Raw genomic sequence first — 14844 nt, forward strand, 5'->3', positions numbered from 1 at the left:
TTTTGGTAATTAAAATTTTAATTTCAATGATAGTCCTATAGAGTTGCCACTGGCATAGAGTGATTCTACAGACGGTTCAAGTTTTAAAGTCAGGTCATCAGACACATCAAAACCAGATAGATGGGCATCTACCAATGCATCAACGATGTTCAAGGCATAGATAGCTCCAAAAATCAAATAACAGGCATCCCTATTCCGCCTCCAATAGTCCACGTTTCTGATCAGACCATCTTCATTTAGGTTAGGGAAGATATTGTCAGTAGATTCATCATCATCCCGATAGATTTCCAATGCCTCTTTAAACAATTGATACCTTCTATTATTAAACTCCACAAAGTAAAGATTAGTAATGATACCACCATAAATAAGTGGTACTTTCCATGCCTTTTCGTTATAAACCTGACCTGCTCCAGGAAGAATGGCTGAAAGAAGTGTTGCCTTTTTAGGGTCTTTAGCTTCTTTTTTCAGGACTATTTCTTTTTGGGCAGTAGTATCCGTTTCTAAGGGGATCAGGTCTTGGCCAAAACTAAAACTTGGGAGCAAAGGTAATAAAACAAAAACAGCAATAGTTTTTGCATGGCTAACTATTGCTTTTTTTAGTTCATTTATCAGGTACCTAAAGTAAATGCTCACTTTAAATGATTTCTAGAATTTCAAGAATCCTGTTCAGGTCATCGGCCGACCCAAAAGGTATTTTTATCTCTCCTTTGTCCCTGTGGTCCATTTTTAAGCTAACTCTTGAGCCTAAATGAGAAGCCAACTTTTGTTGGAGCTTGCCCAATTCATATTTTTTCACAGGATCAAGTTCTGGCTTGCTGGCTTCCACTTTTTCTTCTTCAGGGTCATTGTGAAGGGCTTTTACCAAGGCCTCTACTTTTCGGACGCTTAACTCCTCCTCAATGGTCTTTCTATAGATAGCCAACTGCTTGTCTACCTCTTCTACATTAATCAAAGCTCTAGCATGTCCCATGGAGATTTTTTTGTCCCTGATCCCTGCTTGAATATCTGGTGGAAGTTTAAGGAGACGCAAGTAGTTGTTGACCGTGGTTCTGTTTTTGCCCACTCGGTCGCCAAGCTGCTCTTGCTTTAGGTCACATTCCGCCAACAACCGCTGGTAGGAATGGGCTATTTCCAGAGCATTAAGGTTTTCACGCTGAATGTTTTCAATCAACGCCATTTCCAGCATTTGCTGGTCGTTGGCTGTCCTTACATAGGCAGGGACACTTTCAAGTCCAGCAATTTTGGATGCTTGGAACCTTCTTTCTCCTGAAATCAACTGGTATTCGCCTTCAGCCAATTTTCTGACCGTGATAGGCTGAATGATTCCTTGAACAATGATAGAATCCGCTAGTTCCTGAAGCGCCTCTTTATCAAAGTGGGTTCTTGGCTGATAAGGATTAACCTGTATTTCACTCAAGGGTACCTCATGAATTCCTGCGGCCGGCACAGTTGTTTCCTGTGATTCCTTTTTTGAATTCTGATTAGAAGAATCCTCTAATAATGCACCCAAGCCTCTTCCCAGTGCCTTTTTCCTATTGATGGGTTTTTGATTACCAGCCATATTTTATTGTATGTTAATTCATTTTAACCAAACCGTTTCGTTCAGCAATTTCATTGGCAAGGTTTAGGTAAGCCAAAGCGCCTTTACCTTCAGCATCAAATGCAATTACAGGAAGTCCAAAGCTTGGAGATTCTCCTAACTTAACGTTTCTTGGTATGATTGTATTGAAGACCATGTCCTTAAAATGCATTTTCACTTCTTCCACTACTTGGTTTGATAGTCTCAAACGCACATCATACATGGTTAATAAAATGCCTTCTATTTCTAGGTCTGTGTTTAATCTTGTTTGAATAATCTTAATGGTGTTCAGTAGTTTTCCCAGACCTTCCAATGCAAAGTATTCGCACTGTACAGGAATGATAACGGAATCAGCCGCCGTTAAGGCATTGATGGTGATCAGACCTAATGAAGGAGAGCAATCAACGATGATAAAGTCATATCGGTCTTGAACTTTCCCGATGACTTCGCGCATTTTTTCCTCGCGATTTTCCAGGTTAATCATTTCCACTTCAGCTCCCACCAGGTCGATATGAGACGGAACCAAATCAAGGTTTTCAATGTCAGTTTTCATGATGATGGTTTCGATGTCGATGCCATCAACCATACACTCATAAATACTAGTTTCGATTTCTTTGGGGTCTTGCCCAAGTCCTGATGTGGTGTTGGCTTGAGGGTCAGCGTCAATTACCAGCGTCTTGAATTCCAAGACAGCCAAACTGGCCGCAAGGTTCATCGCTGTGGTGGTTTTACCCACGCCTCCTTTTTGGTTGGCAATAGCTACTATTTTTCCCATTACATTGGTGTCAAATCGTGGTTTTCATTTCAAAATTACGCATATAACATGACTAAACAGTACAATTGGAGTCTTTAAAGTAACAAAGCCGGAGGGAATTACCGGTCATTATTTCCAAATATTCATTGTAACCATCAGGTTTTTAATGAAAAAGACTCAAATCAATTCATTTCTGCCAAATTGTTAATTTCACGCTACACAAAGATATAAGTTTAATTTTTACATGAAACAGTTTGTTATCCACACCCCGGTGTGGATACTTAATAACTGATTGATTATTAATTTTCTGCACTGTTTTTGACGAAGTGAAATAAGTGAAAAATAATATTTTCGTCACAAAAAAAGAGGTGACTGGTAATTGTCACCTCTTTATGATTTGATCACTCGAAATTTTTATTTTTTCTTCTTATTGCTTTCCGCTGCTTTCATGGCTTCTTCCAATCTGGCCTGGAATTTAGATTTCTTTTTATTGGCGTTTTTCTTCTTATTTGCTTCAACTTTCTCACGAATCTTATCATCATCCACAAATTGTTTGATAAGCGCTTGCTGGCCGAAAGTAACCATGTTGGATACGAAGTAATAGAAACTCAGGGCAGCTGGATAAGAGTTCAAGACAAACATAAAGGTAACTGGCATGATGTAACCCAAATTCTTCATTGGGCCTTGGGCTGCAGTCAGCTGATTATTGAAACGTGTATACACAATTTGGGATACAGTCATCAACAAAGTGAAAAGGCTGACATGGTTACCGTATAAAGGAATGGTAAAAGGCAGATTGATGATGGAATCATAAGTGGATAGATCACTTGCCCAAAGGAAACTTTCTTGCCTTAACTCAATGGAGTTCGGGAAGAAGAAGAACATGGCAAATAGGAAAGGCATTTGAAGCACCATTGGTAGACAGCCACTGATAGGGCTTACTCCTAGTTGGCCGAAAAGCTTCATTTGCTCCTGCTGCATCTTAGTAGGGTCATCTCCGTATTTCTCTTTCAATTGATCGATTTCAGGCTTGATGACCCTCATTTTGGCCATTCCTATGTAAGACTTATATGTCAATGGGAAAAGGAATAGCTTAATGATCAACACGATCAATACAATGATGATACCGTAATTGGAGAAGAATTTCTCTAAAACATGGAATAGGTTTACAATGATGTATTTGTTTACCCAGCTTACAAAGAAGTAACCCATATCGACATTTCTCTCAAAGTCAGGAGTTACCTTTTTTAGGATCTTGTAATTGTTAGGTCCAAAATAATAGCTGTTATTGGCTTGTCCATTGTTTAAGTCCAAAGCTAAAGTGGCAGACATGTCTTTGATTGACATTGTATCTGTTGGAACGACCTGTTCAAGATTGGTGCTTGAGAACTGGTTCTCTGCGATTAGACCTGAAGTGAAAAAACGTTGCTTAAATGCTACCCATTTTACTGGATTTGCCACTTGCTCTTGGTCCGTGTCGGAAGATGCGCTTAGGTAATCATAATCACCTTCGGAGGTGTAGAAGTTGATATAGGTCTTTCTTCTTGATTCCTTGATATCCGCTTCTTGCCTTTTAAGCTTGTCTTGCCAGTTGATCGTAATGGATTGATCGGTAAGGCTGTTCAGTCCTGATGTAGCAATGTTTTGAGAAAGAATATATTTACCGTCTGCTAAAGTATAAGTTCTTTTGATACTTCCTGAGGCAGTTTTTGCCGTGAAGGTCAATTGTTGAGCAGCTGTTTCATCTACTGTTGTAGTAGATTTGCTAGGGGTAAAGAAGAACTGGTTAAGGCTTAACGGTCCCTTGCTGGTTTGGATCTGATAGTCAATGCTGGCACTTTGCTCGTCTAAAAGAATTAGTGGCTCTTTGGCCCATGTTTTGAATTCCTTTAATTCAACATTTTTGATCTCACCACCTTTTGAAGAGAAAGTGATTTTTACCAAATCATTTTCAAGGCTGACCATCTCTTCTTTGCCACTTGCTGCGGTAGAGAATTCACCGAATTGCTGCTGGTTTTGAAGTGCTTGAATGCTGTCAGGAAGAGAAAGGGTCTCTTGAGGTTTGGCTTGAGATTCTGGTGTTGACTGAACCTCTGTAGTAGTGGTGTTCTGCTCATCTGTTACTGGCTCTGGACTACTGAAGAAAAAAGAGTAGATCAGGAGCACAGCTGCGAAAAGGATTAGACCTGTCGCTTGATTTCTATCCATAATTTTAGAATTCTAAAATCTGCTTAGCGGTGATTGTGCCGCTAAGCAGAAACTGGTTTAATTGTTGTTCTTTTTATTATCCAATGTAGCTTGTATAAACCTTACGAATAAAGGGTGTGGTGCGAGCACCGTACTTTTGTATTCTGGGTGGAACTGAGTTCCTACAAACCATGGATGGTCTTTTAGTTCTACGATTTCTACCAAGCCACTCTCAGGGTTGATTCCTGTGGCAATCATTCCATTGTCCTGGTATTGCTTTAGGTAGTCATTGTTAAATTCGTAACGGTGCCTGTGTCTTTCCTGGATTTTAGGTTTGCCATAAGCAGTGTTAGCTTTTGAGCCTTTGGCCAAATCACATGGATAAGACCCCAAACGCATGGTGCCACCCATTTGTTCGATATTCTTTTGCTCTTCCATTAGTGAAATGACCGGATTGGTTGTAGTCGGGTTCATTTCAATGGAATTGGCATCTGCTAATCCAAGGGTGTTTCTGGCAAATTCAATTACCGCTACTTGCATGCCCAAACAAATACCGAAGAATGGTATTTTATTGGTCCGGGCAAATTTAACAGTTTCAAGCTTACCTTCAAGCCCTCTTTCTCCAAATCCTGGTGCAACCAAGATTCCATCCAGTTCAGCGAGCTTTTTGGAAACATTGTCTTTGTTGATTTCTTCAGAAGAGATCAAACTTAGGTTTACCTTGGTCTCACATGCGGCCCCGCCATGAGTAAAGGCTTCAATGATTGACTTGTAGGCATCAGGCAATGAAACATATTTACCTACCAGTCCGATATTGACTTCTTGGGTAGGGTTTTTCAATCTTCCAAGGAATTCTTTCCAATGCTCCAGCTTGGTGTCTGACTTGGAAGGAAGTTTCAGCTTGGTCATTACTCGCTCATCCAGCTTTTCCTTTTTCATATGCAAAGGAACGTCATAGATAGTTTCTGCATCCATGGCTTCTATGACACAATTTAACTGGACGTTGCAGAATAATGCTAATTTTTTCTTGACATCCTGGGGAAGGTGATGCTCTGATCTACAAACCAATATGTCAGGTTGGATACCTGCTTCCAACAACTGTTTTACAGAATGTTGGGTAGGCTTTGTTTTTAATTCTTTGGCGGCAGAAAGGTAAGGGATCAGGGTTAGGTGTACCACTAAGAAGTTGTTTGGTCCCAAGTCCCATCTGGCCTGTCTCACAGCTTCAATGAATGGAAGGGATTCGATGTCACCCACGCAACCACCTATTTCAGTGATTACCACATCATAGTTTCCTTCCTCACCTAGCTTGTAGAAACTGTTTTTGATTTCATCTGTGATATGAGGAATTACCTGAACGGTTTTTCCTAAAAACTCCCCTTTACGTTCTTTGGTAATGACATTGTTGTATATCCTACCAGTGGTTACGTTGTTACTTTGAGAAGTGTTGGTGTTGAGGAACCTTTCGTAATGCCCTAAATCAAGATCAGTTTCTGCTCCGTCTTCCGTCACGTAACATTCACCATGTTCGTAAGGATTAAGCGTGCCCGGATCGATGTTTAGATAAGGGTCGAATTTTTGAATGGTTACTTTAAAACCTCTGGACTGAAGTAGCTTGGCCAGAGATGCTGCAATGATGCCTTTGCCTAATGAAGAAGTTACTCCCCCTGTAATAAAGATATATTTGGTGGGTGACGCCATAAGAATATTATAAATGTTTTGTTTGAATTCCTATGGGGCTCAAAATTAAGCAAAATAATTGACTTGAAGGAGAGGGATTGCATTAAAATTTTGCTTTCCTATTCCAACTGCCCATAGGAAGACTTTTGGGCCTGAAGGATTTCAGGCTATCTATTTAGCTCTTGATAATAAGGTTTTTAGTGATGAAAAATCAAAAGAGGCCATCCGCCTTGGCGGATGGCCTCTTTTGATATGCGCTTGTGGCAAATATTATTTAGAGAATTCTTTTTTAAGTTCCTCTACATCCACATTCTTGATTACAGGCTTAGCGTTCAATTGCTTGATTTTGATAACGCGTGTAACTTGTCTTTGTCTGTTTCTTCTAGCTTTTCTCTTTAGTGTAGTAACTGCCATATCTATTCGAGTTTTGTTCTATTCCAAATGAAGGGCAAAGGTAGGGAAAATATTTGTATATTCATTATGATGTTTTTGAAATTTGAATAAATGGTTAAGATTGGGCATAGAAAGAATGAGTATTTATGGAAAAAATAAGGTCTTCATCATAAAGTGTTTTAATTTTGGCTTTTAAATAACAATAGAAAGATGGAAGTAAAGACCATTGTAGAAGAATTAAGGGAAAAGGGGCGAGTATGTGTGGAAGAGGGAAGCGGAAAAGTCATTGAGCTGATTGATCCTAACCATTACGAAAGTGGGAAAGATAGTGATGAAGCTGTTTTTCTTTTAGTTGATATTTTTCAAATAAGAGGCATTGCTGGGCAGTTTTCTGAAATAGCCTTGGATATTGTGGAGTTTGCTACAAAACCTACGGTTTATACTACTTTAGCAAGTAAACTACTAGAGAACGGGCCAGTAAAGGATGGTCGAGTAAAGTTCAGTGTTTTTAGAAATGATATATGGAATAAGATCGTTTTTAGTTTTAGTAGGCCTTTGATTTATCAGGAAAAGAACGGAGCAGATGATGTGATTAAGCTGAAGGAGAAATTCCCATTGTTTAAGTCGGATGTGAAGAGGCTTTTTTTAAGCCCTGATGGAGATGTTAAAATAGGTGGTGAATGAATTTAACCAAAGAAATAGATCAGATTGAAGTAATCAGAAGGGTAGGGGAATGTGCAGATGAACTTGGCTTGGAGGCTTACGTGGTCGGAGGCTTTGTGAGGGATCTGTTGCTTAAAAGACCTAGCAAGGATCTTGATTTTGTTTGCGTGGGGAGCGGAATTAGCCTTGCCCAAAAAGTTGCTGATTCATTTGATCATCATGTGCCATTGTCGGTATTTAAAAACTTTGGAACAGCAATGATCAAGTTGGAGGATTGGGAGCTTGAGTTTGTTGGAGCTAGAAAAGAATCCTATCGACATGATTCCAGAAAACCTATTGTCGAGGATGGGACGCTCCAAGAGGATCAAGATAGAAGGGACTTTACGATCAATGCCATGGCCATTTCCATTAATTCTGCTAGTTATGGTGATTTGGTAGATCCTTTTGATGGGGTGAGAGATTTGAAAAGAAAGATTATCAAAACTCCTTTGGATCCCGATACGACCTTTTCAGATGACCCTTTAAGGATGTTGCGGGCTGTTCGTTTTGCGACTCAGCTTGGGTTCGATATAGAGCCGGGCACCTTTGATGGACTGATCAGGAATGCGGAAAGACTTCAGATTATTTCAGGCGAACGGATTATTGATGAGCTGAATAAAATTATTTTAGCGGAAAAGCCTAGTTATGGTTTTAAGCTGTTGTTTGTCAGTAAGCTTTTGCATCAATTCTTTCCGGAGATGGTGGAACTTCAAGGGGTAGATTCCGTGGGGGACAAATCTCACAAAGATAATTTTTACCATACCTTACAGGTTTTGGACAACATTTGTGAAAGTACAGATGATTTATGGTTAAGGTGGGCAGCAATTATGCATGATATTGCCAAGCCAGCTACCAAGCGTTTTAACGCCAAAGTAGGTTGGACTTTTCATGGCCATGAAGATAAGGGGGCGAGGATGACCCCTAAAATTTTCCGTAAGTTGAAATTACCTATGGATGAGCGCATGAAATATGTTCAGAAATTAGTAAGATTGCATTTACGGCCAATCGCATTGGTGAACGATAAGGTAACAGACTCTGCGGTAAGAAGGCTGGTGTATGAGGCCGGGGATGATGTGGATGATTTGATGAAGCTCTGCAGAGCAGATGTGACATCAAAGAACTCCAATAAAGTAAAGCGCTTTTTGGCCAATTTTGATAAAGTGGAGCAAAAGATTCAGGAAGTGGAGGAAAAAGACCATGTTAGGAACTTTCAGCCACCTGTTTCCGGAGAGGAAATTATGGAAATCTTTGGGCTTTCTCCATCAAAAGTTGTGGGAGAGTTAAAAGAAGAAATAAAAGAAGCTATATTGGAAGGCCAAATTGGAAACAATAAAGAACAAGCAATCGAGTTAATGTATGAGTTGGCTAAGGCCAAAGGAATTTCAAAAAAAGAAAATTAGTATTTATAGTATGAATAAGTTTAAAATTGCAGCGCTTGCGTTGTTCTTGATGAGTTGGGGTGTGATGGCCCAAGAAACTACTAATACTGCTACACCACAGAAGGATAGTAGTAAAGTTGCAAAGGATCAGGCAGCTTTAAGAGTCTATCAAATGGCTTTGAGGTATAACGATCCTTCTGTTGCAAAGAGTAAATTGTATGAGTTGATTGAGAAAAACCCGGAGAATCCGCGTTATGCTGAATTGTTGGCTTCTTTGTATTATGAGTTGGAGCAGTTCAGTTCTGCGGCTTTGGTGGCATTGGATATTCTTAAAGTGGATGATAGAAATATCCCTGCATTAGAAGTGGCAGCTTATTCATTGGAGCAGCTAGGGGCTTTGGATAGGGCTTTACCGCATTTTGAATCACTTCATTTATTATCAGGAGATCTGTTTAGTCTTTATAAGACCTCTTACCTACAGTATTCTTTGAAGAAGTATGATGAGGCTTTGAATTCAGTGAACATGCTGATCAAAAACAACAAATCAGAAGAGCAGAAATTGACTTTTCCTAAGAAGGACAATACCACTCAAGATGTAAGCATGAAGGCTGCTGCCTTGAACTTGAAAGGGTTGATCTACAAAGAGCAAGGAAGTACTTCTGAAGCTAAAGCTGCCTTCGAATCCGCATTAGCCAATGCGCCTGGATTTGAAATTGTACAGGAAAATCTTAAAGAGTTGAATTAAATATCAATTCAAATTGAATGATTATATTGGGGTAGTCTCCGCTGAGTTGCAGAGGCTATTTTTTTGGTCTTAACTTGATGGGAATAACCAGTTTTAATCCTGACCATATTGTGTCTACAGCGCATACTTTTACATCCACCAAACCGATTTTTAATGCGTAATCCCGAATGATGTTCTCAGTCATGTCAGTTGGGGTTTTGGAAGCTTTTTTTGGCCAGCTCACCCAGATCATTCCATTGGATTTGATCAAAGATTTCAGGGATTCAATTTTACTTTCATATTCTGCTGCACTTTTGGTGAAAAAGTGGATGAAATCAAGGTCGTCGTGGTCAGATTCTGAAAAAGTCAAGTTTAGGGGCAATGTCTCAAGCAGATCAAAATAATTTTCAGGAGAGTTAATGAGGAGAACATTGAAACCTTCTTTAATGCCCAGCTTTTTTATCAACGGTGTTTGTGAATATCCTGCTGTGGTCATTTTTTTGTAGAGCTTGATCCTTTAGCCTGTATGTTTAAATTTAAAAAATAGTAATAGGCAACAAAGGAGAACCCTTGCTGCCTACTTCAAATATTTTATGGTTTTACTCTGATTGGGGTCTTTTCGATCATGATTCCGAAGTTGTTGTTTAGCTTTAAACTGTTGACTATTTCAACGCGATCCATAGGCTCTTTTTTGATCATTCTAGAGCCAGCTCCTGTTATCTGGCCAATAGCAACACTTAACATGGCTTCATTCACATCCCCTAATGGGAGTAATCTACCGCCATCAAATTCATCAGATTCAATGTCTGGATCGAATCCATTTGAATAATCAGATTGGTCAAGGCTATTGAAACTTTGTGAAATAATAGGGAGAAGACCGTAGTGGTTTTCTTCATTTTCATCATCTTCAAATACCGCTGAACCTACATTTTTACCATAAGTTGTCTCTCCTATGATTTTAATAGTCATGTAAGGTTTTAACCCGTTTATAATGAGTTCACTGGCAGATGCAGTTCCTCCTGTAGCGATGATATAAATAGTACTACTGCTTAATTGATTCCCAATATTAGCTGGTTTATCAAGGAAAGTACTGTTGAAATAATTAGCACCATAGGCTTGGGTGAAATACGCTTGAACCCCAGTATTGTATTTGGTTTTATAAAAAATATCACTTTGACTAACTCCTGAGGCAATTAGGCTGGCGAGGTTGACTGCGCTACTAACATAGCCACCTCCATTATACCTTAAATCCAAGACGAACTCATTTACTCCTTGAGCTTTAAAATCTGCAAAGATTTCGTCCAGTTCTTGATCATATAGACCATAAGTAACATTGTCACTAGGATTAACTTCAGTTCCGGGAGTAAAGAAATTGTAAACCAAATAACCAATTTTATGAGAACCAACAGAATAAACAGAGTCTAAATAGATAGGGTTTTCTGAGAATACCAGTGTGCTCATTGTCAAAGGTTCACTAAGATAAGCATATCCCCCCGTACCATCGTTTAAGGTTTCGTCATATCGGGCTACAGTAACGGTATGGTCTTCATCTATTGAGGAAAGTAAACTTTGATAGTTACTTAAAGTAAGGGTTGTTCCATTGATTTCCGTGATAACATCATCACGCAATAAACCTGCTGCTTCGGCTGGGCTTCCTTTTTTTACATATAGAATGACCGCAATTACATCTTGGTTGGTTTGGCTAGCCCTGAAAAGTGTGAATTCATAACCAGCTTCCTTGCTGACTCCTTGCAAAGAGTTGACAAGGTCCTGATAGTTAGGGTAGATTACGGAAAACCGATCTTGGTCTACCAGTAAAGTATCAAAATAAAGTGAGGGGTCTGAATCTGCAGCAATTGGATCATTCATGGTGCTATTCCAATAATAATAGTCATCCATTATTTCTTGGATCCAATTGTTGATAGCAATATTGGGACTTGTATTGTCCTCAATATCAGGATTTGGATCAGGTGTTGGATTCGGATCAGTCATTTCATCATCTCCACAAGAAGAAAGAGAAATGCACACTAAGAAAACTGATCCAATAAGCCAGCGATTAAGTTTAAATATTTTCATAAATTTATCAATTGAGTCAAAGTTATAGGGAGATTTAACGGAATTTAACCAGAATTTAATATAACGCTATTAGTGAAATAAATATTAAGAATAGTTTAAAAATTCTAATAAATGATTGAAATTCAATAATAAGAATTAGGTCTGGAATTTGAGGAAGTATAGTATTTGAAGTAGGTGTTTTAATGTTCTATAACAGGCCAAACTCAAAATACCCTTTTTGGGGTATTTTGAAATGAATTTGTAATGCTTAGTTTTGTAAACGAAATAAATTTATTTGTGTTTAAATTATAAACAGGGTTTTTATGCCGAAATTCTACTATTTGTGTAAATTCGTGATATTACTCTACAGTTTTAATTATTTATTTTCTTATTTAAACTGTGAAAGGTGTCATCCTTGATAAGGATTTTTTTGATGGCACAAAAGTTGAAACAAATTGAATAAATGAAAATCTATTATTGTAACCTTTTTAATTTTTATTATGCTTCAAATTATACCCGCATTAATCGCTTTTTTTACAGGCCTGCTAGCTATTCCAGTTGTTATCAAAGTTATCAAAAAGACTAATCTCCTAGATGAACCAGGGGGGAGGAAAATTCATAAAGAAGCTATTCCTTCTATGGGAGGTATAGGCATTGTCGGTGCCTTACTCGGAGGGTTGCTGGTGGCTTTTTCTTACCAACAATGGCTTGATGTCAGGTTCTTGATGATGGGGTTAGGAATTATGTTTTTGTTGGGACTGCGAGATGATATGGTTGAGCTGAGCGCGCTTCAAAAGTTGCTGGGACAGCTTTTGGCGATAGCTTTTGTGGTTGTTTTGGGAGACATCCGTATAAGTAGTTTTTATGGATTCTTAGGAATTGAAGAGTTGCCAATTTGGGTGAGTTATAGTTTGACAGTATTTACTATAATAGGCCTTACCAATGCTTTTAATCTTGTAGATGGATTGGATGGCTTGGCGGGAACATTGAGTTTGATATCATTTTTATTTTTGGGGGGGTGGTTTTTAAGTACAGGATTTATTGAATTTGGAGTCATGTCTTTGGTGACTGCCGGGGCAATATTGTCTTTTATGGTTTATAATTGGCATCCTGCAAAAATTTTTATGGGAGACACAGGGTCATTGACTCTAGGATTTATGTTGTCAGTATTCAGTGTGTTTTTTGTAAATGCCAATGGGACGTTGCTTGCTGATGGCCATCCGCTGAAATTTCATGCCCCAATTACAGCAGGTTTGGCTTTGGTCCTTATCTCATGCTTCGATACACTTCGTGTGATGGTAAAAAGAATGAGGAGAGGTAAGTCGCCAATGGCTGCAGATAAATCTCATGTGCATCATTTTTTGATGAGAATGGGATTAAGGCATGATCAAGTTGCTTGTGTATTGGGAGGAGTGAAATTGAGTTTTTTAGGTTTGGTGGTGGTTACTTCAGGCTTTCCGGACAGTGTTTTATTGCCGCTTGTGTTAGGTACAGTCGTTGTTTTGTGTTTGACCTTAGATGCTGTTACGCTAAGAAAAGTAAGGAAAATTGCAAAAAACTCACCAAGGATATTGACCTTGGATTCTCCAGGTAATTTTAAAGATCGACAAGTAGAAAACAATAAGCAAACATTGGAGAGAGAGGCTGTCCAATAATTACTTTATTTATTGTGGACTCGTTCTCAGGGAATAAAATCATCCTTCGTTAATTTCTTAAATCAAGGTTATGTTTGAGGTTCATCCTCAAAATGCTAGTTTGCTTGTAAGTGTTTTCTATTGGAGTCGAAGAATATTGGTACTGGTAAATAATGGAAGCTTTAAAGCTTTTGTTAAGCTGAATGGCAGGGCCAAGAATAACCCTGTTTTGATCAAATGTACTCACTGCAATGTCATTATTGGCATTTAGAAATAGCTCGTTGCCAAAGTTGAGAGAGATTTTTTTTGTGCTCGAACCAGAATTAAAAGAAGTAAGAGGGACATTGAACATCAATCTATACCTTAAGCGCAAAGTGATATCTGTACTTAGTGGCGTGTCGCTGTTGATATTTTTAAAGGAACGCTCTTCCATTGAAAGCCTTTGGACCAAATTGAATTGTCTGTGGTGGTGTTTCATGCTTAGGCTTTGAAAGGGTCTCGTCTCAATGACTTTGACTTCTTTGCCTTGATAATAGGATCCCAGCCGGGCAAAGCCAGCAGCTATTTGAAACTTGTTGCTTAAATGGTAGATTAATCCAGTCCTTGCTATATAACGTGTCTTTTTGTCAAATCCATTTTTAAACCTTAAGCCTAGGTCTGTGGCTAAGCTCCATTTTTCAGCAAAATGAAGTTTGTTGTAATATTGCAGCCATTGCTGGTTTTCATGAATGGTTTCTTTTTGTTGGGAAAAACCACTTGAAATAAAAGTGAATAACAAGCAGGGGAATAGCAAGGCACGGCGGAGGGATATTGAGCGTAGAGGAGGCACGGGTTTATTATGTTTGTCTTTTAGGTGGATTTAAGGAAGAGAAGGGGAAGGTTGTTTGGCTGCGATCTTTTGGGTGATTTGATCCCATAACTTAATTCTGTGGAGCAAGGCTTGTTTGGCTACTTGAAGTGACTCTTCCCACTTTTGTTGATTGTCTCCACATAGTTCGGCGATCATTTGCATGGACAGGGGACCATGCTCATCACCATCCAATTCGATATGGCGTTGTAGGTAGTAGCTCAGTTTGCCATAAGACTGGTTTTTTTCGTGTTCTGCTTTTTTGATGATTTCAATGAACATGTCAGGGATCAGGTCTTCCCTTCCAAAAGTAAAGGCAGAAGCAATTAAATGGGGTTTGCCAGTTTTGATAACTTCAAAAGTGAATTGGACAAATTCCTGTACGACAGGGTCAGCGTTGACCATTTTCAATGCCTCTGAAATAGCATGTCCTTTGGATAGCAAGTCGATAAAAGAGTTGATTTCTTCGGTGTTGGCACCTGTTTGTTTCATCGCGTCTAGATACATTTCATAATGGCTTTTGGGTTCTCCAAGCTCATTGATGTCACTTTCTTCGCCATGGACAATTTCATTGATAAAACGTGCCAAACTAGGGCTGCTGGCTGGAATCCAAGGCAAGGAAATACAGGTAAGGTCTTTTTGCAAAGCTTTTAACAAAGACATGAAGTCCCAGACGGCATAGACATGGTGCTCCATGAATATTTTAATGTCTTCAATGGAGGATAGCTGCGCATATAATGGGTGTTTGGATAGCTTTTCTTTTAGCGGCTTTATCTGTGCTTCTATATGCTGGATTTCTTGCATGGAAATAAATCTTTTACTTAGGTAATGATGGAGAGGTTATTAGTGGGGAATGATCAGATTGGGCGTAAAATTAATCAAAAAGAATTCAGTATGACAATCTTGTGCA

14 protein-coding genes are annotated in these 14844 nt (G+C 38.9%); 4 read left to right on the forward strand and 10 right to left on the reverse strand.

The features are described 5' to 3' along the window. Positions 1–9 precede the first annotated feature (9 nt). The 6 genes from JL001_RS11570 to JL001_RS11595 all read right to left on the reverse strand — a co-directional run bounded on the left by JL001_RS11570 (position 10) and on the right by JL001_RS11595 (position 6614). Positions 10–513 (reverse strand): DUF5683 domain-containing protein, encoded by a 504-nt coding sequence (locus tag JL001_RS11570; RefSeq protein ID WP_236252973.1) that lies wholly within the window; start codon positions 511–513, stop codon positions 10–12. A 121-nt stretch (positions 514–634) separates the two neighbouring features. Next, entirely contained in the window at positions 635–1561 is a 927-nt protein-coding gene (locus tag JL001_RS11575; RefSeq protein ID WP_200976229.1) for a ParB/RepB/Spo0J family partition protein, read from the reverse strand. A 13-nt stretch (positions 1562–1574) separates the two neighbouring features. After that, positions 1575–2354, reverse strand: a complete 780-nt coding sequence (locus tag JL001_RS11580) for a ParA family protein (RefSeq protein WP_200976230.1) — start codon at positions 2352–2354, stop codon at positions 1575–1577. A 393-nt stretch (positions 2355–2747) separates the two neighbouring features. After that, positions 2748–4541: a membrane protein insertase YidC gene (gene yidC, locus JL001_RS11585; RefSeq protein WP_200976231.1), complete on the reverse strand. Its 1794-nt coding sequence runs from the start codon at positions 4539–4541 to the stop codon at positions 2748–2750. 57 nt (positions 4542–4598) lie between these two features. After that, the gene (locus JL001_RS11590) at positions 4599–6221 is read right to left on the reverse strand and encodes a CTP synthase (RefSeq protein WP_200976232.1); all 1623 of its coding nucleotides are present in this window, start codon (positions 6219–6221) and stop codon (positions 4599–4601) included. Positions 6222–6470: 249 nt separating this feature from the next. Further along, a complete protein-coding gene (locus tag JL001_RS11595; protein ID WP_168196248.1) occupies positions 6471–6614 on the reverse strand; it encodes a hypothetical protein in 144 nt (47 codons plus the stop codon). A gap of 189 nt (positions 6615–6803) precedes the next feature. On the opposite strand from JL001_RS11595, the gene JL001_RS11600 reads away from it, so the two are divergent. The 3 genes from JL001_RS11600 to JL001_RS11610 are packed head-to-tail and all read left to right on the forward strand — an operon-like array spanning position 6804 to position 9419. Beyond that, positions 6804–7277, forward strand: coding sequence for a hypothetical protein (locus JL001_RS11600; protein WP_200976233.1), 474 nt, complete (start codon positions 6804–6806; stop codon positions 7275–7277). Then, complete coding sequence (locus JL001_RS11605; RefSeq protein ID WP_200976234.1) at positions 7274–8695, forward strand: CCA tRNA nucleotidyltransferase; 1422 nt, start codon at positions 7274–7276, stop codon at positions 8693–8695. Before JL001_RS11600 ends, JL001_RS11605 begins: the two co-directional genes overlap by 4 nt. A gap of 10 nt (positions 8696–8705) precedes the next feature. Continuing rightward, positions 8706–9419 (forward strand): lipopolysaccharide assembly protein LapB, encoded by a 714-nt coding sequence (locus tag JL001_RS11610; protein WP_200976235.1) that lies wholly within the window; start codon positions 8706–8708, stop codon positions 9417–9419. A 55-nt stretch (positions 9420–9474) separates the two neighbouring features. Here JL001_RS11610 and JL001_RS11615 read toward each other — a convergent pair whose 3' ends face one another. Further along, positions 9475–9894, reverse strand: a complete 420-nt coding sequence (locus JL001_RS11615) for a DUF3052 domain-containing protein (RefSeq protein WP_200976236.1) — start codon at positions 9892–9894, stop codon at positions 9475–9477. Between the two features lie 95 nt (positions 9895–9989). Next, positions 9990–11474, reverse strand: a complete 1485-nt coding sequence (locus JL001_RS11620) for a S41 family peptidase (protein ID WP_200976237.1) — start codon at positions 11472–11474, stop codon at positions 9990–9992. Positions 11475–11953: 479 nt separating this feature from the next. On the opposite strand from JL001_RS11620, the gene JL001_RS11625 reads away from it, so the two are divergent. Further along, positions 11954–13108, forward strand: a complete 1155-nt coding sequence (locus JL001_RS11625) for an MraY family glycosyltransferase (RefSeq protein ID WP_200976238.1) — start codon at positions 11954–11956, stop codon at positions 13106–13108. Between the two features lie 49 nt (positions 13109–13157). On the opposite strand, the gene JL001_RS11630 is transcribed toward JL001_RS11625, so the two are convergent. Next, complete coding sequence (locus JL001_RS11630) at positions 13158–13865, reverse strand: DUF2490 domain-containing protein (RefSeq protein ID WP_200976239.1); 708 nt, start codon at positions 13863–13865, stop codon at positions 13158–13160. An 81-nt stretch (positions 13866–13946) separates the two neighbouring features. After that, positions 13947–14738 (reverse strand): DUF3050 domain-containing protein, encoded by a 792-nt coding sequence (locus tag JL001_RS11635; RefSeq protein WP_200976240.1) that lies wholly within the window; start codon positions 14736–14738, stop codon positions 13947–13949. Between the last annotated feature and the right edge of the window lie 106 nt (positions 14739–14844).

Source organism: Echinicola sp. 20G (genome assembly GCF_015533855.1).
Taxonomy (GTDB): domain Bacteria; phylum Bacteroidota; class Bacteroidia; order Cytophagales; family Cyclobacteriaceae; genus Echinicola.